Raw genomic sequence first — 23835 nt, 5'->3', positions numbered from 1 at the left:
ACCGCGACGCGAGGAGGCGCCGAGGATGAATCTGCTGCGCACGAAGTCGGTCGAGCAGTCGATCCAGGACACCGAGGAGCCCGCGCACCGGCTCCGACGGGCTCTGTCCGCGCTCGACCTCACCGTCTTCGGCGTCGGCGTCATCATCGGCACCGGCATCTTCGTCCTCACCGGGCAGGTCGCCAAGGACAAGGCCGGGCCGGCGGTCGCGCTGTCGTTCATCCTCGCCGCCGTGGTCTGCGGGCTCGCCGCGCTCTGCTACGCCGAGTTCGCCTCGACCGTCCCGGTCGCGGGCTCGGCCTACACGTTCTCCTACGCCACGCTCGGCGAGTTCCCCGCCTGGATCATCGGCTGGGACCTCATCCTGGAGATGGCGCTCGGCGCGGCGGTCGTGTCGGTCGGCTGGTCGGGGTACTTCGCCGCGCTGCTGGACGACATCGGCGTCACGCTGCCCGACTCCATCGCCGCGCCGCCCGGCGAGGGAGGAACGGTCAACGTCCCGGCCATCGTCCTCGTCCTGCTGGTCACCGGGCTGCTCGTGCTCGGCGTCAAGATCTCCTCGCGGGTCAACGCGGTGGTCGTCGCGATCAAGGTCGCCGTGGTGCTACTGGTGATCTTCGCGGGGCTGTTCTTCATCACCGGCGCCAACTACGACCCGTTCATCCCGCCGTCCGAGCCGACCCCGGCCGTGGAGGGCCTCAAGGCGCCGCTGATCCAGGTGATCTTCGGGAGCGCGCCGGTCAGCTTCGGCTGGCCCGGCATCTTCGCCGCCGTCGCCATCGTGTTCTTCGCCTACATCGGGTTCGACGTCGTGGCGACCGCCGCCGAGGAGGCGCGCCGCCCGCAGCGGGACCTGCCGATCGGGCTCATCGGCTCCCTCGTCATCACGGCCGTCCTGTACGCGGCGGTGGCCACCGTCGTCGCCGGGATGCAGAACTACAAGGAGCTGAGCGACGAGGCGCCGCTGGCCGACGCGTTCAAGGCGGTCGGCCACCCCGTCTTCTCGACGTTCATCAGCGTCGGCGCCGTCATCGGCCTCACCACCGTCGTGCTGATCCTGCTGCTCGGGCAGAGCCGCATCTTCTTCGCCATGGGGCGGGACGGCCTGGTGCCGCGCTGGCTGTCGGCCGTCCACCCGCGGTTCGGCACCCCGTACCGGTCGACGATCATCATGGGCGTGATCGTCGCGGTGCTCGCCGGGTTCATCCCGCTGGCCGAGCTCGCCGAGCTGGTCAACATCGGCACCCTGTTCGCGTTCCTCGTCGTCTCCATCGGCGTCATGATCCTGCGCGAGACCCGCCCCGACCTGCCGCGCGCCTTCCGCACGCCCTGGGTCCCGGTCATCCCGATCCTGTCGGTGCTCGCCTGCCTGTTCGTGATGATCAACCTTCCGGTGGAGACGTGGCTGCGGTTCCTGGCCTGGATGGCCGTCGGCATCGTCATCTACGCCGCGTACGGCTACCGGAACAGCCGGCTGGGCCGCGAAGGGCCCGTCGCCTACAAGTCCTGACGCCACGCCCGGCCCACCCGTATGGGGGTCACGGTGTCCTTTCGCACGACGGGTGGGCACAATGACCCGCATGGCTTCTCCAGCGCGCGTCGCGGTGATCGGGTCCGGCCCGGCGGGGATCTACGCCGCCGAAGCACTCGTCAAGCAGACCGACGGGGACGTCCGGGTGGACGTGTTCGACCGATTGCCGACCCCCTACGGCCTGGTCCGCTACGGCGTCGCACCCGACCACAAGTCGATCAAGTCGATCGCGCGGTACCTGCAGAAGGTGCTGGAGAACCCGGCCGTCCGGTTCTTCGGCTGCGTCGAGCTCGGCCGCGACCTCAGCCGGGCCGACCTGCTGGACTGCTACGACGCCGTCGTCTACTCCACCGGCGCGATGGTCGACCGGCACATGCGCATCCCGGGCGAGGACCTGCCCGGCAGCATCGCCGCCACCGACTTCGTCAACTGGTACTGCGGGCACCCCGACGCCGCCGACCACGAGTTCGACCTGTCCGCGGAGGAGGTCGCGGTGATCGGCGTCGGGAACGTCGCCGTGGACGTCGTCCGGATCCTCGCCAAGACGGCCGGCGAGCTGCGCGAGACCGACGTCCCCGAGCAGGTCATCGAGGCGCTGTCGCGCAGCCGGGTCCGGCGCGTGCACATGATCGGCCGGCGCGGTCCGGCGCAGGCGAAGTTCACCACCAAGGAGGCCCGCGAGCTCGGTGAGCTGCCGAACGCGAGCATCCACGTCGACCCCGCCGACATGGACCTCGACCCGGCGAGCGCCGAGCTGGCCGAGAGCGACCGGCACGTCCGCGGCAACATCAAGGTCCTGAACGGCTGGACGGGCGAGCCGGACGCGGGCCGCCTCCGCCACATCGACGTGCGGTTCTGGCGCGCCCCCGCCGAGATCCTCGGCACCGAGCGGGTCGAGGGGCTGCGGCTGGAGCGGACCCGGCTGGACGAGTCGGGCCGCGTCACCGGCACCGGCGAGTTCGAGACGCTCCCCGTCGGCATGGTGCTGCGGTCGGTCGGCTATCAGAGCGTCCCGCTGGAGGGCGTCCCCTTCGACGAGCGCTCCTTCGTCGTCCCGAACGAGGGCGGGCGGATCACCGGCCCGGACGGCGCGCCCGTCCCCCGCGAGTACGTCGCGGGCTGGATCAAGCGCGGGCCGACGGGCGTCGTCGGGACCAACAAGTCCGACGCCGCCGAGACCGTCCGCAACCTCCTGGACGATCTCGCCGGAACCGAGACCGCGCCGAAGCACACGATCGAGGAGCTGCTGGAGTCGCGCGGCCTTCGCGTCGTCACCTACGACGACTGGCTCAGGCTGGACGCCGCCGAGATCGCGCTGGGCGAGAGCCTCGACCGCGGCGAGCGGGTCAAGCTGGCGCGCTGGGAGGCGATGACGTCCGCCTGCCGCGGCGAGTGATTGGTCCTCTGGAAAGATCCCGCCGGGAAAGTAGTGACGGACATGTGACGCGGGCGCTACGGTGCGGCGTGTGACCGGCGGTCCAGAACTGTACGGGTTCCCTCCACCCGAGACGGTCCCCGACCTCAGGTGGCTGGGCCCCGACTACGTGTCCGTACTCGTGTACGACCTGACCCAGGGCCTCCTGCGCCAGGACCCGCGCACGTCCGTCATGGGCGTGCGGTGCGAGGGCGAGCCCCGGCTCTCCCCCTCGGTCGACCCCGCGGGCGTCATCCGCGCGCACGACGCCTGCTTCCCGCTCCAGGTCTACGTCCAGGACGGCGCCGGGCGCCCCTGGTGCCTGCGCGGGCGATGGACGTACTCGGGACGCGAGCTCGGCACGTCCGCCGCGTCCATCACCCACTTCTGGCAGCTGCTCTCGGCCGAAGGCGCCTGACTCGCGGGCGCCTGAAGCGCCGGCGCCCGGGTCAGTCGGACGCCGCGGGCTCGTGCGCCTCCGTCGCGGTGACGCGGGAGACGTACTCGGTGAGGTCGCGGGCGAGGGCCTGCGGGGTGAGGCCGATGTCGGTGAGGATCTCGCCGCGGGACGCGTGGTCGAGGAACTCCTGCGGGATGCCGAACGTGCGGATCGGCGCGTCGAGCCCGGCGTCGCGCAGCAGCCGGGCCACGGCGTCGCCGACGGCGCCGGTGCGGCCGTTGTCCTCGGCGACGGCGACCATCGCGTGCTCGCGGGCGAGGTCGAGCAGCCCCGGGTCGAGCGGCTTCACCCAGCGCGGGTCGACGACGGTGACGCCGATGCCCTGCGCGGCGACCAGCTCGGCCGCCTCGACGGCCGGGGTCGCCATCGAGCCCGCCGCGACCAGCAGGACGCGGGTGCCGTTCGAGCCGTCGTGGCGGGCCAGCACGTCCATGTCGCCAGCCTTGCCGATCGCCTCGATGTCCTTCGCCGCGGACCCCTTCGGGTAGCGGATCGCGGTGGGGCCGTCGGAGACCGCGACGCACTCGCGCAGCAGCTCGCGCAGCCGGGCGCCGTCGCGCGGCACGGCGATCCGCATGCCCGGGACGAGCTGCAGGATCGACATGTCCCACATGCCGTTGTGGCTGGCGCCGTCGTCGCCGGTCACGCCGGAGCGGTCCAAGGCGAACGTGACGGGCTGCCGGTGGAGCGCGGTGTCCATGAGGACCTGGTCGAACGCGCGGTTGAGGAACGTCGCGTACACCGCCACGACCGGGTGCAGGCCGCCCATCGCGAGGCCGGTCGCGGACGTGACCGCGTGCTGCTCGGCGATGCCGACGTCGAAGATGCGGTCCGGGAACGCCTCGGCGAACGGGGCGAGCCCGGTCGGGTAGAGCATCGCGGCGGTGATGGCGACGACGTCGCGGCGCTCCCGCCCGATCGCCACCATCTCCTCGCCGAAGATCTTCGTCCAGCCGGGGCCGCCGCCCTTGGACACCCGGTCGCCGGTGGCGGGGTCGAAGGCACCGCCGCCGTGCATGCAGTCCTCGGTGTCGTTCTCGGCGGGGGCGTAGCCGCGCCCCTTGGTGGTGATGCAGTGCACGATGACCGGGCGGCCGAACCCGCGCGCCCGGCGCAGCGCCCGCTCGACGGCGTCCGCGTCGTGGCCGTCGATCGGGCCGACGTACTTCATGCCGAGGTCCTCGAACATGGCCTGCGGCTGGAGGACGTCCTTGAGGCCCTTCTTGATGCCGTGCAGCGCCTCGTAGGTGAGGCCGCCGACCACCGGGGCCCTCGGCACCGTCTTCTTGATGAGGTCGAGCGCGTTCTCGTAGCCCTGGGTGACGCGCAGGTCGGCCAGGTGGGAGGCCAGGCCGCCGATGGTGGGCGAGTAGGACCGGCCGTTGTCGTTCACGACGATGATGACGGGACGGTCGACGCCGGCGGCGATGTTGTTCAGCGCCTCCCAGCACATGCCGCCGGTCAGCGCGCCGTCGCCGACGACCGCGACGACGGCCCGGTCGTCCTCGCCGCGCAGCTGGAACGCCTTGGCGAACCCGTCGGCGTACGACAGCGCGGTGGAGGCGTGCGAGTTCTCGATGATGTCGTGCTCGGACTCGGCCCGGCTCGGGTAGCCCGACAGCCCGCCGCGCCGGCGCAGCAGCTCGAAGTCGCGCCGGCCGGTGAGCATCTTGTGCACGTAGGCCTGGTGGCCGGTGTCGAAGAGGATCTTGTCGTGCGGCGAGTCGAAGACGCGGTGCAGCGCGATCGTCAGCTCGACCGCGCCCAGGTTGGGCCCCAGGTGCCCGCCGGTCTTGGAGACCGCCTGGACGAGGAACTCGCGGACCTCCTCCGCGAGCCGGGGCAGTTGAGCGGCGTCCAGTCGTTTGAGGTCATCGGGACCTGTGATCGACTCCAGCAGGCTCACTCGTTTTCAACTCCTCCGTTGGAGACCGGTCTCCCCAGGCTCGGGCCGTTCCGAGTTTAATCCCGGTTCGCCCGCGACGCGCCGAAGGCCGCCCGCGCCGCGTGCGGGAAACGACATCCTCACCGTGCGTGATGGGGTAGGAAAAGAGCATGGGCGTCGAAGAGATTGTGCTGCTCAACGCGGACGATGAGGCGATCGGGACCGCGCCGAAGAGTGATAGTCACCATAAAGACACGCCGTACCACCTGGCCTTTTCCTGCTACGTCACGGATACGGAGGGTCGCGTCCTGATCACGCAGCGCGCCCTGCGCAAGCGGACGTTCCCGGGCGTCTGGACGGGCAGCTGCTGCGGCCATCCAGGCCCCGGCGAGAAGCTCCGCGACGCCGTGCTGCGCCGGCTCCGCGACGAGCTGGGCATCCCCGAGGCGTCCCTGACGTCCGTCCTGCCCGGGTTCAAGTACCGGGCCGTCGCCGCCGACGGCACCGTCGAGCACGAGCGGTGCCCCGTCGTGCGCGCCACCGTCCCCGCGGACGGGGCCCTCGTCCCGGCCCCCGAGGAGGTCGAGCACGCCGAGTGGTGGACGTGGGAGCGCTGCCTGGAGCTCGCCGGGCGGCCCGAGTCGTCGCCGTGGTACCGGCTCCAGCTCGCCGAGCTGGCGCCGCTCGGCGCGCCGCGGGACTGGCCGGACGCCGGGCGGGCCGGGCTGCCGCCCGCGCTCGGCTGGTAGGGGGCGGGGGCCGAATCCCGCTCGGCCGCCGGCCGTCCGGCCGCCCGATCGGAACACAGCATCACCGAAAGATCACATTGCGCCGCCCGGTGTTGACCGCCGCGCACGTCCGAGCGGACGCTTGGTCCGCGGGGTATCCGAAGGGACGAGCGATGCGTATACGTGTTCCCCGGCGCCGCTGGACGGTCTTCGCGGCCGTCGCCATGACCGGCGCGCTGGCCATGTCGGGCTGCGGCGGCGACGGCGGCGAAGGGTCGGACGACAAATCCCAGGTCGAGGTCTTCTCCTGGTGGACCGGGCCCGGCGAGGCCGACGGCCTCGCCGCGATGCAGGCCGACTTCGAGAAGAAGAACCCCGGCACCAAGTTCGTCAACGCGGCCATCGCCGGCGGTTCGGGCACGCAGGCCCAGGCCGTCCTCGCGAGCCGCCTGCAGAACCGCAAGCCGCCGGACTCCTTCCAGGGCCACGCGGGCGCCGAGCTGCTCGACTACATCAAGGCCGGGCAGATCGAGCCGCTGGACTCCTTCTACGAGGAGAACAACCTCAAGTCGGTCTACCCGCAGCAGCTCCTCGACCAGATCAGCTACAAGGGGAAGATCTACTCGGTGCCGGTGAACATCCACCGGTCGAACGTGCTCTGGTACAACCCGGACATCCTCAAGGACGCCGGGGTCGAGGGGCCGCCGAAGACGATCGCCGAGTTCATCACCGCGCTGAAGGCCGTCAAGGACAAGACGAAGAAGGTCCCGCTGTCGCTCGGCGCGCAGTGGACGGCCGACCACCTGCTGGAGAACGTCCTGCTGGGCGACCTCGGCACCGACGGCTACAACGCGCTGTGGAAGCCGGGCGCCGACTGGAGCGGCCCGCAGGTCACCAAGGCTCTGAACGACTTCGCCGAGATCATGAAGTACACGACGCTGGAGGCCGCGTCCACCGACTGGCAGGGCGCCGCGAAGGCCGTCGTGGACGACAAGGCCGCGTTCAACATCATGGGCGACTGGGCGTACGGGTACTTCACCGGCAGCGCGCCCAACGGGCTCGGCAAGAAGCTCGACACCGACTTCAAGTACGCGCCGTCGCCCGGCACGGACGGCACCTACATGTGGCTGTCGGACAGCTTCACGCTGCCCAAGGGCGCACCCCACCGCGGCGGTGCCATCGCGTGGCTGAAGGAGGTGTCCAGCAAGGAGGGGCAGGACCTCTTCAACCCGAAGAAGGGCTCGGTCCCCGCCCGCAAGGACGCTGACAAGTCCCTCTACAAGGGCTACCTCCAGTACGCGTTCGAGCAGTGGAACAAGCCGGACATCAAGCTGGCGGGCTCGTTCTGGCACGGCGTCAACGCCAGTAAGAAGCAGCACACCGACATCGACACGGCGGTGGGCCTGTTCCTGCAGAACAAGGACGTCGGGAAACTGCAGCAGGGACTGGTCAACGCGGCCAAGAACAGCGGACAGTGAGGTTTCCCGGTTCGGGATGGGTCCGTAGGCGCACCTGGCTCCCAGGGCTGCTGCTGGTCTCGCCGTCCATCGTCGCGATCGGCTTGTTCGTCTACGGGCTCATCTTCTGGAACACGCGCGTCGCGCTGAGCGGCAAGCACGACGAGGTCTCCGAGTACGGGTTCGACAAGGGCAAGAACTTCGTCGACCTGTGGGACCAGCCGAGCTGGCCCGGCGCGGTGAGGCACGCCCTGCTGTTCACGGCGGTGTTCGTGATCGGCGCCCTCGTGCTCGGCGCCTTCCTGGCCTTCCTGATGGACAAGGGCATCAAGGGTGAGGCGTCCTTCCGCGTCATCTACCTGTTCCCGATGGCGGTGTCGTTCATCGCCAGCGGCGTGGTGTGGCGCTGGCTGATGAACCCGGCGCCGCCGCAGCGCGCGGTCGGCTTCAACCAGCTGTTCGACAAGCTCGGCCTGGGCGGCCTGTCGAACAGCTGGTGGCAGAACCCGGACTGGGGCATGGCGGCGATGGCGCTGCCGGCGATCTGGCAGATGTCCGGATACGTCATGGCCCTGTACCTGGCCGGGTTCCGCAGCGTCCCCGAGGACCTGCGGGAGGCCGCGCGGGTGGACGGCGCGTCGGAGTGGAAGGTGTACCGGTATGTGGTGTTCCCGCAGCTCCGCCCGGTGACGCTGTCCGCGCTGATCATCCTCGGGCACATCTCGCTGAAGGTGTTCGACCTGATCATGGCCATCGCCGGCAAGCAGATCATCACCTACGTCCCGGCCGTCGCCACCTATGTCGAGATCTTCGACCGGCACGACCCCGCCAACGGCGCCACCATCGCGACGTACATGCTGGTCGCGGTGGCCGTCCTGGTGATCCCCTACCTGGTCTGGTCGGTACGTACGGAGCGGACGCGATGACGGACGTGAAGGCACCCCCGGCGCCGCGGTGGCACCGGGTGACGAGCGGCCTGCGCGGCCGGAAGGACGACGGGGCGAAGCCGCCGGGCGGGTCCTCCCCCGCCTGGCGGGCCGTGAAGCTGGTCATCCTGCTGGCGTTCGTCCTGCTGTTCCTGATCCCCGTGTACGTGCTGGTGGTCACGAGCTTCAAGCCGCTGAGCGAGGCGGACCCGAGCAGCGCGTGGAGCCTGCCGGGAAGCTGGAGCGTGTCCGGCTGGAGCGCCGCGTGGGACACGTTGCGGCCGGGCCTGGAGAACAGCGTCAAGATCGCCGTCTCCGGGTCGCTGATCTCGGCCGTGCTCGGCTCGATGAACGGCTACGTGCTGTCGAAGTGGCGGTTCCCCGGCGCGGACGTGGTCTTCACGCTGTTCCTGTTCGGCATGTTCATCCCGTACCAGGCGGTCATGATCCCGCTGGCCGGGCTGCTGACCGACATGGAGCTGGTCGGGACGATCCGCGGCCTCGTGCTCGCCCACGTCGTGTACGGCATCCCGATCTGCACGCTGATCTTCCGGAACTACTACGTGACGATCCCGGACGAGCTGATCGAGGCGGCCCGCGTCGACGGCGCCGGGATGCTCCGCACGTACTGGTCGGTCGTGCTGCCCGTGTCGGCGCCGGCGTTCGCGGTGACGCTGATCTGGCAGTTCACCTCGATGTGGAACGACTTCCTGTTCGCGGTGTTCCTCGGCGCGCCCGACAGCTGGCCGGTCACGGTGATGCTGAACAACACGGCGGGTTCGGGCGCGGTGGCCGTCCAGTACAACCAGCAGATGGCGTCGGCGCTGCTGGCGTCCCTGCCGACGCTGCTGGTCTACCTGCTGCTCGGGAGGTTCTTCATGCGCGGCTTGATGGCGGGCGCTCTGAAGGGGTGAAAATCACACCGGGCCGTCAACCGCACATCGATCTCAGGCGTCACATGGATGATCAGACGAGTTCCGCGTGGGGGCCGGCATCCCCATGACGGACAACGACACGTTCGTCCCCGCCCGTTGGCAATTCCGGCAGGATGCGCCTAGCCTCTCGGGCATCGTCGCCCGGCCCGCCGGCAGTCCCGCCGGCGGGTTCCGGCGACCCCCCGGCGGCGGAGGCGGGGCGAACACCGGAGGTGAGCGCGTGCAGGCGATGAGTGTTCAGCAGCCCTGGGCCTTCGCGATCGCGCGTGGAGGCAAGACCGTCTCCAACCAGGCGCTGCCGACCGCCTACCGCGGCCCGCTCCTCATCCACGCCTCGATGCGCGTCGACCTGAAGGCGTGCGACTCCCCGCTGATCCAGGCCGCCGGCTGGGATCCGCGCGACCCGCTCGCCACGATCGGCGCCGTCATCGCCGTCGCCGACCTCGTCGACGTCTGCTCGGCGGCCGTGCAGAACGCGTCCTGCGACTGCGGGCCCTGGGCGGCGCCCGGCGCGCACCACTGGCACCTGTCGGGCGTCCGGGCCCTGCCGCGCCCCATCGTGGCGGTGGGCCGCCAGGAGCTCTGGCAGCCGCACCCCAACCTGGTCGCCGAGGTGAACGCGATGTTCGCCGCCGCCCTCAACCGGCTCTGAGCGCTTCCGCGGCCTCGCGGAGGCGGCGGAACTCGCCGGCGATCCTGTCGAGCGTCCACGAGGCGTTCAGGCCGCTCGGGTTGGGGAGCACCCATAGCCTGGCCCAACCGAAGGTCTCGTCCTGCGGGCCGATCCGCGTGCGGGGGCGGCCGAAGGCGGCGCGGTAGGCGGTGACGCCGGCGACGGCCAGGTAGGACGGGCGGTGCCGTTCGACGAGCTCTTCGAGGCGGCGCCCGCCCTCGCGCAGTTCGGCGTCGGTCAGCTCGTCGGCGCGGGCCGTGGTGCGGTGCGCCAGGTTGGTGATGCCGAGGCCGTAGCCGGGCAGGAGGTCCTGCTCGGACGGGTCGAGCAGGCGGTCGGTGAAGCCGGACCGGTACAGCGCGGGCCAGAAGCGGTTTCCCGGACGGGCGAAGTGGTGGCCCGTCGCCCCCGAGTAGAGGCCGGGGTTGATGCCGCTGAACAGGACATGGAGCGTCCCGCCGTCCGGGGGCAGGACGTCGGGGATGACGCGGTCGCGGGCGGCCTCCAGGTCGGCCTTCGTGGGGCGCATCAGCCCAGATTACGGACGATCAGCACCACCGCGGGCGCACGCCGCTCGCCGGGAGGCGCCTGGCAGAATGCCCCCGTGCTCACCGCCTGCCTCGCCTTCGCCACCGCGGCCGCCCTCGTCACGATCACGCCCGGCCTCGACACGATGCTCGTCCTGCGCGCCACCGTGACCGGCGGGCGCCGTGAGTGGTGGGCGCCGCCGGGGCGGCCCGCCGCGCCCTGGCCCGCCCGGCCGTCAAGCGCCGCATCCAGCAGGTGACGGGCCTGGCGTTCATCGGCTTCGGCCTCCGCCTGGCCGTCGAGCGCTGAGCTCCGGGTCGGCCTTCGGCAGGTTATGCGGACGCCGCGGTGAGGCGGTCGATCTGGTCGCGCGTCAAAGACGTCCGGGCGGCCTCCAGGAGCGGCGGGAGCTGGTCGAGGGTCCGCGCGCTCGCGATGGGCGCGGCGACGGTCGGCTGGGCGGTGAGCCACGCGAGCGCCACGGTCGCGACGGCGGTGCCCTGCTCCTCGGCGACGAGGTCGAGCTCGGCCAGGACCCGGCGCCCGCGTTCGGTGTCCAGGTACTTGGCGGCACGGCCCGCGCGTGCGCTGCGCACCGTCGTCCCGGGACGGTACTTGCCGGTCAGGAAGCCCGACGCGAGGCCGTAGTAGGGGACGGCGGCCAGCCCGTACCGTTCGGCGAGGTCGCGGCGAGGCCCTTCGTAGGTGTCGCGGGACACCAGGTTGTAGTGCGGCTGGATGGCGACGTAGCGGGCCGTGCCCTCGCGCTCGCTGAACTCCAGCGAGGCCGCGAGCCGGGCCGGTTCGACGTTGGACACCGCGATGTGCCGGACCTTCCCCGCGGTGACCAGCCCGTCCAGCGCCGTCATGATCTCCTCGACCGGGACGGACGGGTCGTCGAAGTGGGTGAAGTAGAGGTCGATGCGGTCGGTGCGGAGGCGCCTGAGCGAGTCGTCCGCGGCGGCCCTGATGTTCGCCGGGGACAGCCCCAGGCGGTCGGGATGCCTGCCCACCTTGGTGGCGATGACCAGGTCGTCCCGGTTGCCGCGGGACGCCGCCCACTCTCCGATGATCGTCTCGGATTCGCCGCCGCTGTTGCCGGGCGCGGACGCCATGTAGGAGTCGGCGGTGTCGATGAAGTTGCCGCCTCCCGCCGCGTAGGCGTCCAGGATCTCGAAGGACGCCGCCCTGTCCGCGGTCCAGCCGAAGACGTTGCCGCCGAGGGCGAGCGGGAAGACGTCCAGGTCACCGATTTGCCGCCGGTCGCTCATGGATCGATCCAATCAGACGGGGCCGGAGCCGCCGCCGCGGGCCTGGGCCGCGAGGGCGCCGGCCTGGTCCACCGCCTGGGCGTCGCCGAGCGGCGCGTCGTGCCCCGCGAGGATGCGGTACCAGAGCACGCCGTAGGCCTGGTCGACGATGAGGATGAGGTCGAGGTCGGTCCCGGGCGCGGTCTCGCCGCGCTCGCGCGCCCGTTCGAAGATCTGCGGTGGCACGTCGGGCATCGGTGCGGCCACGGCCGCGCTGTTCGCCGGCACCGTCCTGGAGTGCAACGGCGGCCTGAGCCTGCCCACCGGCCGCTGAGAAAACGGCAACGGGCCGGCTCCCCTGGAGGGGGCCGGCCCGTTGCCGTTGCCGTGACCTACTTGCGGAGCAGGTTGCGGAGGACGTACTGGAGGATGCCGCCGTTGCGGTAGTAGTCCGCCTCACCAGGGGTGTCGATGCGGACGGTGGCGGTGAACTCCTTGCCGTCGGCCCTGACGGTGACCTCGTCCGGGACGCCGCCCTCGTTCAGCGCGGTGACGCCGGTGATGTCGAACGTCTCGGTGCCGGTGAGGCCGAGGGACTCCGCCGACTCGCCCTCCTTGAACTGCAGCGGCAGGACGCCGAGGCCGATCAGGTTGGAGCGGTGGATGCGCTCATAGGACTGCGCGATGACGGCGCGGACGCCGAGCAGCGCGGTGCCCTTGGCCGCCCAGTCGCGGGACGAGCCGGACCCGTACTCCTTGCCGGCGATGACCACGAGCGGGGTGCCCTGCGCGGCGTAGTTCTGCGCGGCGTCGTAGATGAACGCCTGCGGGGCGCCGTCCTGGGTGAAGTCGCGGGTGTAGCCGCCCTCGACGTCGTCCAGGAGCTGGTTGCGGAGCCGGATGTTGGCGAACGTCCCGCGGATCATGACCTCGTGGTTGCCGCGGCGCGAGCCGTAGGAGTTGAAGTCCTTGACCGCGACGCCGTTGTCCTGGAGGTACTGCGCGGCGGGGGTGCCCACCTTGATGGCCCCGGCCGGGGAGATGTGGTCGGTGGTGACCGAGTCGCCGAGCTTCGCCAGGACGCGGGCGCCGTGGATGTCGGCGACCGGCTCCGGCTCGGCGCCCATGCCGTCGAAGTACGGGGCCTTGCGGACGTAGGTGGACGCGGGGTCCCACTCGAACAGGTCGCCGGTCGGGATGTCGAGGCCGGTCCAGCGCTCGTCGCCCTTGAAGACGTCGGCGTAGCTCTCGGCGAACATCTCCTGCCCGATGGACGACTCGACGATCGCGGCGACCTCCTCCGGCGCGGGCCAGATGTCGCGCAGGTGCACGGGCCCGTCCGCGCCGTCGGCGATCGGGTCGCTGAGGATGTCGATGTCCATCGTCCCGGCCAGCGCGTAGGCGATGACCAGCGGCGGCGACGCCAGGTAGTTCATCTTCACGTCGGGGCTGATGCGGCCCTCGAAGTTGCGGTTGCCGGACAGCACCGCGGTGACCGCCAGGTCGTTGTCGTTGACGGCCCTGGAGATCTCCGGCTGCAGCGGGCCGGTGTTGCCGATGCAGGTGGTGCAGCCGTACCCGACCAGGTTGAAGCCGATCTTGTCGAGGTACGGGGTGAGGCCGGCGCGCTCCAGGTAGTCGGTGACGACCTGGGATCCGGGCGCGAGCGACGTCTTGACCCACGGCTTGCGGGTCAGGCCCTTCTCGACCGCGTTCTTGGCCAGCAGCGCCGCGCCGACCATCACGTACGGGTTGGACGTGTTGGTGCAGGACGTGATGGCGGCGACGGCGACGTGCCCGTGGTCGAGCTCGAACGTCGTCCCGTCCTCCAGGGTGACCGGCACGCGGTTGTGCGGGCGGGTCGCGCCGTTCGTCCGGTGCTCGCGCGGCTTGTCGCCGTCGCCGCCGCGGCCGATCGCCGGGGAGTCGGACGCGGGGAACGACTCGTTGGACGCCTCGTCCGCCGGGCCCTGCACGCTGCTCGCGTAGTTCTGCACGTCCCGGCGCCAGGTCTCCTTGGCCTCCGACAGCGCGATGCGGTCCTGCGGGCGCTTCGGGCCGGCCAGGGACGGGACGACCGTCGCGAGGTCCAGCTCCATGTACTCGGAGAACTCGGGCTCCACCGAGGGGTCGAGCCACAGCCCCTGCGCCTTGGCGTACGCCTCGACGAGCGCGATCTGCTCCTCGTCCCGTCCGGTGAGCCGCAGGTACGACAGGGTCTCGTCGTCGATGGGGAAGATCGCGCAGGTGGAGCCGAACTCGGGGCTCATGTTGCCGATCGTGGCGCGGTTGGCCAGCGGCAGCGCGTGCACGCCCTCCCCGTAGAACTCGACGAACTTGCCGACGACGCCGTGCTCGCGCAGCATCTCGGTGATGGTCAGCACGAGATCCGTCGCCGTCGTCCCGGCGGGCAGCTCTCCGGTCAGCTTGAAGCCGACCACGCGCGGGATGAGCATCGAGATCGGCTGGCCGAGCATCGCGGCCTCCGCCTCGATGCCGCCGACGCCCCACCCGAGCACGCCGATGCCGTTCTCCATCGTCGTGTGGGAGTCGGTGCCCACGCACGTGTCCGGGTAGGCCACCCCGTCACGGTCGAACACCACACGCGCGAGGTGCTCGATGTTCACCTGGTGGACGATGCCGGTGCCGGGCGGGACGACCTTGAACTCGTCGAACGCCGTCTGCCCCCACCGCAGGAACTGGTACCGCTCCTTGTTGCGCTCGTACTCCCGCTGCACGTTGCGCTCGAACGCGTCCGGCGAACCGAAGTAGTCGACGATCACCGAGTGGTCGATCACCATCTCCGCGGGCGCCAGCGGGTTGATGCTGGACGGGTCGCCGCCCAGGTCCCGCACCGCCTCGCGCATCGTCGCCAGGTCCACCACGCACGGCACGCCGGTGAAGTCCTGCATGATCACCCGGGCGGGGGTGAACTGGATCTCCTTGCTCGGCTGCGCCGAGGGGTCCCACTGGGCCAGCGCCTGGATGTGCTCGGCGGTGACGTTCGCGCCGTCCTCGGTGCGCAGCAGGTTCTCCAGCAGCACCTTCAGGCTGTACGGGAGACGGGCCGCGCCCTCGACGGCGTCCAGCCGGTAGATGTCGTACGACTTGTCGCCAACCTGCAGCTTGTCACGGCTGCCGAAGCTGTTCGCGGACACGGACTCCTCCTCAGTGCCACCGCGCGTCCGGTCCGGGACATGAGCGCGCGGCGCTCGTCTTGTTCTCCGATGGGCCAGCCGCCCCGGGGGCCGCGGCGGGCGGCGCACGGCGGGGCGGGTGCTCGTCTTCCTTGATCCTGCCCTAGTCGGCCTACTGACCGGGAATCAGGCCCGCCTAACTTCCGCCGCTTTTTTCTCGACGTCAAGATATCTCCACTTTATCTCGACATCAAGCTACTTGCCTCCCCCAGCGCCCGGCGAACCCGTTCCGGCACGGGCGACGGCTCGTAGCCACCCGGCGTGATGCTGACCAGCACCAACTCCCCCTCCCCGACGACACGGTCACCCACACTGAGCCCGATACGGACATCGAACGAAGTGCGCCCCCACCGCGTGACCGTCGGCCGCAACTCGACGACCTCGCGCATGCGAGCCGGAGAGGCCCACTCCATACCGGCCTTCTTCACCGCGTAGTCGAACCCGTCGAGGTACTCCTGCCCGAGCGCGTGCTGGAGCCACATGTCCATGGCGTCGTCGATGTACGCGAAGTAATTGGCGTTGAACACCACTCCCTGCATGTCGCAGTCGGCATACCGAACCCGAATCCGATGCACGAACCCGTCTATCTCACCCATGCCGCAACGCTAGCGCCCGACTCAACGACGCAACCTTCCCTCCCGCAGTCGCCATCGCCGCCACACTGATCGAGTCACCGACGAGATGACGTCCACCCAGCGTCTCTGGCCTTGGTGCAGCCGGGATGGCTTGATCGCTAGCCTCATGGCATGGCGGTGGCCGACCAGCTTGCGATCGTGGATGACTTGCTCAGTGCACCTTTCCGTGACCAGGACGAGTGGACACATGGAGGCCTCAGCGGCCCCGGCCACCACGTGGTGGTCCTGCAGGCCAGCCAAGACTTCTGGGAATCTCGCGACAGCGACATCGTCGAGGCCGCCGAGGCACAGATCGAAGCTGCGCTCCAGGCGCTGGTGGAGGTGCTCACCGCGCGTTGGGGCACGCCAGAGCAGGTCGATCTGGGACCGTACCTGTGGAGTGAGGATCCGGCGCCTGAGCCGATGGGGCAGCTCAGCCAACTCGGCCCCGACATGCTGGTCTGGCGGCCGCCGGAAACCGGGCGATGGGTCGGGCTCTCGGTAGGGCAGGCCGACCCAGAGTTCCCCATCGAGCTGCGGGCGGCCGTGGCAGACGCACCGCTTCTCGTGCAGGAGCGAAGTTCAACGGCGCCAAGCTCGACGAGCGACCCGACGAGCAAGCGCCGCCCTCGACAGCTACGCTCCGATCCTGTCGGTGACGATCTCTAACATGGTCCACCATCCAGAAATCGTCGACATGGGGACCTGTGCATGGACCGCGCTCTCGTCAAGATCATTGATGCCCGTTCGCCACCTTCGAGGGTGAGGTCGTCTCTGCCAACGGGGACCAGGTGCTGGTGCGGGTGGAGATATTCGGCCGGGAAACATCAGTGGAGCTCCGCCGTGACCAGTTGGAGACCCCGAAGGGGATCGAAGCACTGCGGCGGCTGGGAGAGCGAGACGAAGACATCGTCGCGCTGCTTCGGAGCCGGATCGCTGAACAGTACGACGACTTGGTCAAGGTGCAGCCGGTCGAGGAGGCGACCGCGCGTGTCGAAAGCGACCCTGAAAGCTGGCTTCCCGCGGACGCCGCCAGGCAGCGGCAGCGCTCGCAGTATCCGGATCCCGAAGGCTCCGACCCGGAGTCGCGGCTGCTGGCGACGATCTTCGGAGAACCTCCCCCTCCACCATCGCCGACGGAGAAGGCCACGGAGCGGCGAATCCGTGCGCGGTCGGCTGCGGATATGCGGGATTACACGGTATGGAGGACCTCCGTCCGGCCTCCAGGACAGCACGCGCAAGCCCGGTCAGACGCTCTGGCCAAGGCAGAACGGGAACGGGCAGCGATTGAGGAGCGGTTCGCCCGGAACTGGGGCGTGGAGCTACCGGATTCGATCTTCCGGTTCTGGGCGTTCGTCCAGGCCTGCGGGCCGGTCGAGCGGCAAGCCCTGGACGATCTGGAACTGTGCCCCTTCGGGGGCATGGACCTGTTCGACGCACCCACGCACCGACCTCGTGACGGCATCGACGTGCGCGTGCACGGCCGCTACTACCGTGCTCCGCCGGAGTTCCTCACGTTCATGCACGGCGGCACCGACGGGCTGCACTTCGGCCTGTGGTTCGACGACGGCCGCACCTGCGATGGAGTGACCGCCTATTACAACAATGACGGCGGCGGCGTGGGCCTCCCCAGCGGCACCCCGCTCGAAGCCGTTCGAGCGACCCTCGAAGCGCACTGGCACCACATGGACGACCCGGCATCCCTCGGCGAAGAGGACGAGGCCAGACTCTACGAAACGGAGCTGGCCGAAGGACGACACCGAATCCGGCTGCTCCGCGATTTCTTGATGACCTTCGAAACCGGCGACCGTCCCGAGGAAGGCGAAGAGTACGACGACGCCACCAAGATCTCCCGAGAGATCCTGGACCACGGACACCCGAACCGGATCGAGACCCTCGACGGCGGTGGCGCGCTCGTCCACGGCGAGACCGCCATCGACCGCAAGAGACAGAAGCCCTACGACGACTACGAATTCTGCACGAACCTAAGAAAGAAGCTGACCGAAGACCCTGCAGCCCTCGAAGCACACCTTGCTGAGGCCCGCCGGCGCTGCGCCGCCGGGAGCCCCGCCGACGCACTCACTCTCGGCCGTGACCTGCACTGGATAAGCGGGGGCGACGCGAAGCTCGAGCGCTACGCCAACGAACTTCTCGCCTCCGCCTACAACACCCTCGGCCGTCCCAACCTCGCCGCAATCGCCGAAGCCCACCACCGCCACCGCGATCTCCCCCAAGTCAGCGTTCTCCGGGACCAAGTGAGCCCTTTTCAGTGTGATGCGGTCTCGCGGAGTTGCAGGGTGTGGATGGCTTTGACAAGACGGCCAGCGCGGTGGGGCAGCAGCAAGGCGGGAGGGCGTGCGCGCCAGCGCCCTGGCACGCCTTGCCGGCCAGCACAAGCAGCCCGGTGGTGGCCAGCGCGCGGGTGAGGCCCCAGATCCGGGCCGCTGCCAGATCGTGGACCTGTCCAGTCACGACCGGCGCAGCAAGGTCTGTGAACTCTTGGCCGCCCAGCCCTGGCGGGCGTGGATACCTTGAGGCCAGCAGGCAAAGCAGTGGAAATGTTCGATAGTTGGGAGCAATGAGTCATGGGATCTTCGACAGGTCGAGAAATGTTCGGCGACGCCAATGCGGCCATCCAGTGGGTTTGGGATGCCGATCTGCCGCAGGATGACAAGCAGAACTTCGCTCGATTCATTGAGCGATTCCCCTCGCTGACTTTCGCGAGGGACAGCCAGGACTCCCTCAATGAGGTGGAATCCAGGGATGGCGTGACGCTACCGCCGCATATTCGGCGCTCCAGAAGCGCACTTTCCTTCGTCAATCCGCCACTGCTGGCGCTGTTCGACGGCTACGACTACGACTGCAGCGCGTCTGACCGGGAGGCCGACATCTGGTACAGCATTGGCCTTGGCGTAGCGGGCGATGAGGTGCTGGCCGATTTTGCGGAACATGCACACGGCTATGTGGTCGGGGCGTGGCACGGTTCGGATGGTTCTTACTTGATGATCGACACCATCCATACGGAAGATAAGCGCATTTTTGAGTGCGACGGGGACGACCTGGCGTACGCTGTGACCGATAAGGATCCTGTCGGAGAGATCATCGAGCCGGCATTCGCATCGTACTCGAGCATGCTTGCCCACATTGTTGCCCTGCGGACCTGGACCGGCGAGCTGACGATGGCGCGCTAGCGGCTCCCGGTCGGTAGCTATTCAGCCTGAGTGACACGGTTGGGTGTCCAAATATGTGACGGCCCGCTCGATTCGATCTTCGTCCGGTGTTTGTGAACCATGAGTTGATTTCATCTTGATCTCCGCTGGTCACAGGCTGATCGCCGGCCGCGTGGCGCGTCGGTAATCGAACGGCGCTCGGGTCTCGGTGGCGGCGGTTGCCTCCTGGCCGTCAGGCGCTGCTGGTGCTGGTGTACCTGCGCCGCAACGAGCCCTTCGCGCGCCTGGCGGCCGAGTTCGGTGTCGGCGTCGCGACCGCGCACCGCTACGTCACCGAGGTGATCGACCTGCTCGCCGAGCTGGCCCCGGACCTTCGGCAAGCGCTGCGGATCGCGCGACGCAAGGCGTATGTCGTGCTGGACGGCACGCTCGCGCCGACCGACCGGCTGTCGGGCGCAGGCGACCGCCGGCCACGCCGACAAGGGGTATCAGGGGGCCGGCGGCGCCATCGGCACTCCGTACAAGCGGAAGAAGGGCCGCAAGCTGGGCAAGCGCAAGAAGCTGTTCAACCGGTACCACGCCAAGGTCCGCGCCGTCGGTGAACGCGGCGCCGCCACCCTCAAGCAATGGCACATCCTGCGCAAGGCACGCTGCTCACCCAGCCGCATGACCGCTGTCGTCCAAGCGATACTCACCATCGAATACCAGGGCCGATGAGGATGGAATCACCTCCATGGTCGGTATGTCTGAACTGAGTCCGCAAGGCTTGCTTCGCTGCGTGAATCACCGCAGGTCGGGGCGGACGATGTGCCAGGTACCGGAGGGAGTGACCCAGATGAGCAGGCCGGGCCAGATTTGGAAGAGCTTCCAGTCTAGGCGCTGCTTGAGTCTGTGGTGGCGTCTACATAGCGGCGCCAGGTTGCAGCGGCAGGTGATGCCGGGCCGCCAGGGCACCGTGTGGTCGAGGTCGCAGCGGTGCGAAGGCTGGTTGCAGGTGGGGAACACGCAGGTCGCGTGCCGCGCCTCGATCTCCCGGCGCATCCAGGCGGGCGGGCGATACCCGGGCTGTCCGTGGCTCTGCCGGTCGCCTTGGCAGACCAAGTCACGAGCTACAGCGAGCCGGTGGTGAATGCGCTGGGCGGCCCGTCCGACGGCCCGTTGTCTGTCTGCGGAACGGACGCTCCCGCGCGCTTCGGCAAGAAGCTCGTGGGCGGCGTTCGCGAGTGACTCAAGCTCCGCGTCAACCGCAGGATGGTCAGTATCGTCACCATCCTGGCAGCGCTCACGGTCGCTGGTCTGACCGGCGAGGGCCTCTCCCGCAACGGAAGCTTCCGTGCCGAGTACGGAAGCTTTGGTGAGGAGGTCGCGGGTGGCGTCGGGGAGCGGGACGCCGCGTAGGAGTTGGGTGGCCAGGTCGGCACGAATGGCATTGAGGGGCCGCGTATCACCGTCGGCCCTGAGAGCCTGGGCGACAGCAGTGATCTTGTTGTAGATCGCGTGACCGTCCTCGACGGCCAGGTCGCACAGTGCGAGGTCGGCGGTTCCGGACGGGTTCTCCCACAACTCCATCCGTCGCCTACGCACAGCCTCCCGCTTGCGTTCTTCAACCGACGCGGGTGCCAGCCGTTGCGCGATGCGCTTGATACGGCGGCGCAGTTGCCCGGTGGTTTGATCGGACGCCCTCTCCAGGGCGGCGGCCTCGACCAGTTCGGTGGCACGATCGGGAAGGCTGTCGGTGACGTCGCAGATGACGCGGGCTCGGGCGAGGTCGATCCGCCCGGCTTCGAGTGCCGCGCCGGTCGCGGCCAGCGGCCCGGTGAGACGTTCGGCCAGGTGCACCAAAGCGGCTGCGGAGTTACTAGTGATCGTTAAAGCCGCAGCGACTTCTTCGGTGACGGACTCCTGCGCGGGCAGAATCCGATAGTCGAGATCCCCGTCGGTCTCCGCTTCGACACGACGCCGGTGAAGTTCGGCGATGGCGGCCAACTCCCGGGCCTGCGCCCACGAGGCATGACGGCGGGCCGTTTGAGCGACCTCAAGAAGTTCATCGTCGCTGAGGTCACCCAGACGCTCTTTTCGATCAGAAACCCGGATGCCAGGAAGAACCGACGCCCGCCCTTCATCTCCGCGCCTGGGGTTGGCAATCACAACGGACGTCGACACGATTTTCACCCCCTGAACTCCCTTCAATTTTACGCCAAAGTTCGGCAATCAAATCTCGGCAATCCAGACATGCTGCGCCATCATCACATCTTTCTTCGATTTTCTTTAATTGAAGGCACGTGTGCAAGTCAAGCAAAAGCCAGGCCCACATCCCTCCGAGCTGGCCACCACTGGTGCGCTGCCACATGCTTGCTCCCGAAGCGTTCTACATCGACAGCGACGGCGACTGGGACGACGAATGGGCCAACGGCGCCACGAAACCAGCCCCATTGGACCTCGGCTCCCGTGCCCTGGTCGCAGAACTCTTCGGAGACGTCCCGACCGCCAACCCGTACACCCTGACCTGACCGAACTTCGTCCCCCGTAGGACGGCCGTAATGTCACCGGACGTCGGCGACTACCCCAGCAAGATCAACCACCCTGACCGCGCGGAGCGCGGCAAAGAGCACCACGCACCAAACCGACACGTTAAATCCCGACCTCAACCCAGCGACCTCAGCCAACGTGACAGCAACCGGCAACAAGAGAAACGGGCGCGCCCAGGTACGGAAGGCACCTGAACCGCCCACCCACCCGCACCACACAAAAGCGATAAAAAGAGACACCAGCCACGATGCGCCGAAAACAAAGCCGCGCAGGCATCGGACGCGCGTCGATCCAAGGCGTGCGGAGCACCTCCCTGCCATTCAACACTCCGGCATCAGGAGCACAGCGCCGCACAAACACACGCTGCGGGGGGATCCCGGTATGACTCAACGCCACCTCGTAACCGATCAACCCTCCGGCAGCCGTGCCAGCGCACTGGCACAAGGCATCCGTTGCCGAGCCGCGCGACCACCTCGACAGGCTCGCCGAACTGACGGCCATGCCCGGGCAGCACAACATCTCGGCGCCACCCGGGCCGGGCAGGAGGCGGGCCACCGCAAGCTGCTCGGCGCCACCCTTACCGGCCGCGGCCCCGGCCTGGCCGCCGCGCTCCGGTGACCATGGCGGCGAACCTCGTGCTCACCGCCGTGCTCACCGCCGTGCTCACCGCCAATATGGTTGCGCAGGGCCTCTCCCTCGCGGCTTCGCTGGCGTTCGGCCTGCAGAAGGCCGCGGCGGGTGCGCGACCGCTGGGAAGCACCGCGACCAGAGAGCCGCTGCGGTGCCATTCGCCGAGCAGGCTGCGCGGTTGGCGAAGGCGTCCAGCGTGGAGAAGATGTCGAGGTTGGCGCGGAAGAGAATCGGGGGCGGGACATGGGCGTCGACTGGGTGCGGATGCGGCCACGCCCGGGGATCACCGCAGCGTCGTTCGACGAGGCGGTTCGCGCGCAGACCGCGCAGTTCGTGGCGTCCGACTGCTGGTTCTTCGATGAGTTCGGCCACATCGCCCGTCCCGCACCAGCAGCGTCCGGACCACGGATCACCGAGATGGTCGTCGTCGACGATCGTCCTGGCAACACGCATCGAGTGACCGCGCTAATCCTGACACCGTTGCTGCCGGCCGAATGGCGCTTCGCCATGTACCGCAGTTTCCTGCCAGAAGACTTGGCGCGGCACGTCGGCCGATGGCGAACCCATATCGATGAGGTGCGGGCAGGTGGTCACCGTGCGTACCTGCAAGCCTGGTACGCCTACACGATGTCCCAGCGGATTGCCGAGGAATGGACCATCCTCCTGCAACTAGCGACCAACGCCAGGACACGCACGAACGCATGGGCCGTCCGACCCGCGTTGGTCGAAGTGCGCGAGCGCATCGCCGCAATGGCGGAACCGACGGTCAGCCCGCCACCCCGCTGGGGCCGTTCACACGAGCCTCACCCCATCGACGCGACGCCGTTCGTTGAGTTGGCGCGCGAGTGGAACAGGCGTGTGCCGGCCAACCAGAAGGTGCACGTCACCCAGCCGCCGACCTTCGAAAAGTTCCTCGACGACCCCTCGCCGGACGACACGCTTGAGTGGCTGGAAGCGTCAGCCAAGGAGGGATACGGCGTCCTCCTCGATTGGTAAGCCGGAGCGAGGAGTTCCGAGACAAGATCACCGTCCGCAACCGCTTGCTGCGGCAGCGCCCCCTACCGCGCCTCGCTGTCGTGCTGGAGTAGCGCTGACAGGCAGAGGCGGCGCAGTCCGGCTGCGGTGATCCTGAGCCCCATCGGCTCCCCGTCGATCTCGATCCAGATCACGAAGTCGTCGAGCGTGGCACCCGCGTAGAGAACCCAGCGGGGAACGCCGTCGCCCCGCTGGGCGATGATCTCCTCAAGGGCGTCGAGCGCCACCCGAGCCGCCCGGTCACGATAGGTCGCACCGTTCGGGATCACGGCGTAACCGGGATCGCGAATGATCAACCGGAGGTTCGCGACGGCTTCGTCGTCGGCGCCAGGGTCGGGGTCGGGGTCGGGGTCGGGGTCGGGGTCGGTACGACCATCGGCCTCCAGCGCCGCTCTGAGTGTTCCGTCCGGATCCAGGACGTCGCGTAGCGCCGCGTCGGCTTCCGCGTCGGCCATCTCCACGAAGTGGCCGAGGTCGAGCGCTGTGATGGCCGCGCGGCGCTCCCTCTCGTCACCGTTGCGCGCCATCTCTGCCAGCGCGTTGACGGTGCCCGATGCGCTCACTTTCACCATTGCCTGGAGCACCGGGCGGCGAAGCCTGATGTCGTTCTGTCCGTCGAGAGTGTCGATCAGCACCTGCCTCGCGACCGGACCGCTGAGGCGACCCAACGCGGAGGTTGCGGTGTTTCGGTCACGGAGCAGGGCGAGCAGCGCACCGGCCACCTCCGATCCGCCCACCGCCACAAGCAGGGCGAATGCGTTCTCAGGTAGTGAGATCGAGTAGTTGAAGTGCGTGGTCGGGGTGTGCTCGGTAGTGGTCGTTGGCGGCGGCGATGTTGGTCCAGCCCATGAGGTCGGCCAGGGCGATGGCCAG

The 23835-nt window shown here is 69.0% G+C and carries 22 protein-coding genes and 1 pseudogene; 15 read left to right on the top strand and 8 right to left on the bottom strand.

What is annotated here, in order from left to right; genetic code table 11:
- Positions 1–25 precede the first annotated feature (25 nt).
- The 3 genes from ABGB11_RS40790 (at position 26) to ABGB11_RS40780 (ending at position 3363) form a co-directional block, all read left to right on the top strand.
- Positions 26–1510 (top strand): amino acid permease, encoded by a 1485-nt coding sequence (locus tag ABGB11_RS40790; protein WP_347640973.1) that lies wholly within the window; start codon positions 26–28, stop codon positions 1508–1510.
- A 61-nt stretch (positions 1511–1571) separates the two neighbouring features.
- Positions 1572–2927, top strand: a complete 1356-nt coding sequence (locus ABGB11_RS40785) for an FAD-dependent oxidoreductase (protein WP_347640972.1) — start codon at positions 1572–1574, stop codon at positions 2925–2927.
- A 70-nt stretch (positions 2928–2997) separates the two neighbouring features.
- Positions 2998–3363 (top strand): hypothetical protein, encoded by a 366-nt coding sequence (locus tag ABGB11_RS40780; RefSeq protein WP_347640970.1) that lies wholly within the window; start codon positions 2998–3000, stop codon positions 3361–3363.
- A gap of 31 nt (positions 3364–3394) precedes the next feature.
- Here ABGB11_RS40780 and dxs read toward each other — a convergent pair whose 3' ends face one another.
- Positions 3395–5311, bottom strand: coding sequence for a 1-deoxy-D-xylulose-5-phosphate synthase (gene dxs / locus ABGB11_RS40775; RefSeq protein WP_347640969.1), 1917 nt, complete (start codon positions 5309–5311; stop codon positions 3395–3397).
- A 149-nt stretch (positions 5312–5460) separates the two neighbouring features.
- On the opposite strand from dxs, the gene idi reads away from it, so the two are divergent.
- From idi to ABGB11_RS40750, 5 genes are all read left to right on the top strand, one after another.
- A complete protein-coding gene (gene idi, locus ABGB11_RS40770; RefSeq protein WP_347640968.1) occupies positions 5461–6039 on the top strand; it encodes an isopentenyl-diphosphate Delta-isomerase in 579 nt (192 codons plus the stop codon).
- Positions 6040–6191: 152 nt separating this feature from the next.
- Entirely contained in the window at positions 6192–7496 is a 1305-nt protein-coding gene (locus ABGB11_RS40765) for an ABC transporter substrate-binding protein (protein WP_347640967.1), read from the top strand.
- Positions 7493–8401 (top strand): sugar ABC transporter permease, encoded by a 909-nt coding sequence (locus tag ABGB11_RS40760; protein ID WP_347640965.1) that lies wholly within the window; start codon positions 7493–7495, stop codon positions 8399–8401. The genes ABGB11_RS40765 and ABGB11_RS40760 overlap by 4 nt, the downstream gene beginning before the upstream one ends.
- Positions 8398–9315: a carbohydrate ABC transporter permease gene (locus ABGB11_RS40755; protein WP_347640963.1), complete on the top strand. Its 918-nt coding sequence runs from the start codon at positions 8398–8400 to the stop codon at positions 9313–9315. Before ABGB11_RS40760 ends, ABGB11_RS40755 begins: the two co-directional genes overlap by 4 nt.
- A gap of 250 nt (positions 9316–9565) precedes the next feature.
- Positions 9566–9988: a hypothetical protein gene (locus ABGB11_RS40750; protein ID WP_347640961.1), complete on the top strand. Its 423-nt coding sequence runs from the start codon at positions 9566–9568 to the stop codon at positions 9986–9988.
- Here ABGB11_RS40750 and mug read toward each other — a convergent pair.
- Complete coding sequence (gene mug / locus ABGB11_RS40745) at positions 9975–10538, bottom strand: G/U mismatch-specific DNA glycosylase (RefSeq protein ID WP_347640959.1); 564 nt, start codon at positions 10536–10538, stop codon at positions 9975–9977. The two genes, ABGB11_RS40750 and mug, sit on opposite strands and share 14 nt — an antisense overlap.
- A gap of 75 nt (positions 10539–10613) precedes the next feature.
- Here mug and ABGB11_RS40740 point away from each other — a divergent pair, with 75 nt between their 5' ends.
- Positions 10614–10796, top strand: a complete 183-nt coding sequence (locus tag ABGB11_RS40740; protein ID WP_347640958.1) for a hypothetical protein — start codon at positions 10614–10616, stop codon at positions 10794–10796.
- Between the two features lie 73 nt (positions 10797–10869).
- Here the strand turns inward: ABGB11_RS40740 and ABGB11_RS40735 are convergent, their stop codons facing one another.
- The 4 genes from ABGB11_RS40735 to ABGB11_RS40720 all read right to left on the bottom strand — a co-directional run bounded on the left by ABGB11_RS40735 (position 10870) and on the right by ABGB11_RS40720 (position 15580).
- Positions 10870–11808, bottom strand: coding sequence for an aldo/keto reductase (locus ABGB11_RS40735; RefSeq protein ID WP_347640956.1), 939 nt, complete (start codon positions 11806–11808; stop codon positions 10870–10872).
- A gap of 12 nt (positions 11809–11820) precedes the next feature.
- A complete protein-coding gene (locus ABGB11_RS40730; protein ID WP_347640954.1) occupies positions 11821–12054 on the bottom strand; it encodes a TetR/AcrR family transcriptional regulator C-terminal ligand-binding domain-containing protein in 234 nt (77 codons plus the stop codon).
- Positions 12055–12179: 125 nt separating this feature from the next.
- On the bottom strand, positions 12180–14945 hold the full coding sequence (locus ABGB11_RS40725) for an aconitate hydratase (RefSeq protein WP_347640953.1): 2766 nt from the start codon (positions 14943–14945) through the stop codon (positions 12180–12182).
- Between the two features lie 218 nt (positions 14946–15163).
- Positions 15164–15580: a thioesterase family protein gene (locus tag ABGB11_RS40720; protein WP_347640952.1), complete on the bottom strand. Its 417-nt coding sequence runs from the start codon at positions 15578–15580 to the stop codon at positions 15164–15166.
- Positions 15581–15730: 150 nt separating this feature from the next.
- Here ABGB11_RS40720 and ABGB11_RS40715 point away from each other — a divergent pair, with 150 nt between their 5' ends.
- From ABGB11_RS40715 to ABGB11_RS40700, 4 genes and pseudogenes are all read left to right on the top strand, one after another.
- A complete protein-coding gene (locus ABGB11_RS40715; protein WP_347640951.1) occupies positions 15731–16267 on the top strand; it encodes a hypothetical protein in 537 nt (178 codons plus the stop codon).
- Positions 16268–16389: 122 nt separating this feature from the next.
- Positions 16390–18024, top strand: coding sequence for a hypothetical protein (locus ABGB11_RS40710; RefSeq protein ID WP_347640950.1), 1635 nt, complete (start codon positions 16390–16392; stop codon positions 18022–18024).
- Between the two features lie 183 nt (positions 18025–18207).
- Entirely contained in the window at positions 18208–18789 is a 582-nt protein-coding gene (locus tag ABGB11_RS40705; RefSeq protein ID WP_347640948.1) for a hypothetical protein, read from the top strand.
- Between the two features lie 182 nt (positions 18790–18971).
- Positions 18972–19485 (top strand): annotated as a pseudogene (locus tag ABGB11_RS40700) (transposase family protein); the annotation flags it as partial.
- Positions 19486–19551: 66 nt separating this feature from the next.
- Here ABGB11_RS40700 and ABGB11_RS40695 read toward each other — a convergent pair.
- A complete protein-coding gene (locus tag ABGB11_RS40695; protein WP_347640947.1) occupies positions 19552–20940 on the bottom strand; it encodes a DUF222 domain-containing protein in 1389 nt (462 codons plus the stop codon).
- A 176-nt stretch (positions 20941–21116) separates the two neighbouring features.
- On the opposite strand from ABGB11_RS40695, the gene ABGB11_RS40690 reads away from it, so the two are divergent.
- Together ABGB11_RS40690 and ABGB11_RS40685 are read left to right on the top strand one after the other, a co-directional pair.
- On the top strand, positions 21117–21278 hold the full coding sequence (locus ABGB11_RS40690) for a hypothetical protein (protein WP_347640945.1): 162 nt from the start codon (positions 21117–21119) through the stop codon (positions 21276–21278).
- An 892-nt stretch (positions 21279–22170) separates the two neighbouring features.
- A complete protein-coding gene (locus tag ABGB11_RS40685) occupies positions 22171–22923 on the top strand; it encodes a hypothetical protein (RefSeq protein ID WP_347640944.1) in 753 nt (250 codons plus the stop codon).
- Between the two features lie 62 nt (positions 22924–22985).
- Here the strand turns inward: ABGB11_RS40685 and ABGB11_RS40680 are convergent, their stop codons facing one another.
- Positions 22986–23684, bottom strand: a complete 699-nt coding sequence (locus ABGB11_RS40680; RefSeq protein ID WP_347640943.1) for a hypothetical protein — start codon at positions 23682–23684, stop codon at positions 22986–22988.
- Positions 23685–23835 lie beyond the last annotated feature (151 nt).

Origin of the sequence: Actinomadura sp. B10D3, from assembly GCF_039871695.1 — a bacterium.
In the GTDB taxonomy this organism is placed as follows: Bacteria; Actinomycetota; Actinomycetes; order Streptosporangiales; family Streptosporangiaceae; genus Spirillospora; species Spirillospora madurae.
This window is presented reverse-complemented; position numbering and strand designations above follow the sequence as displayed.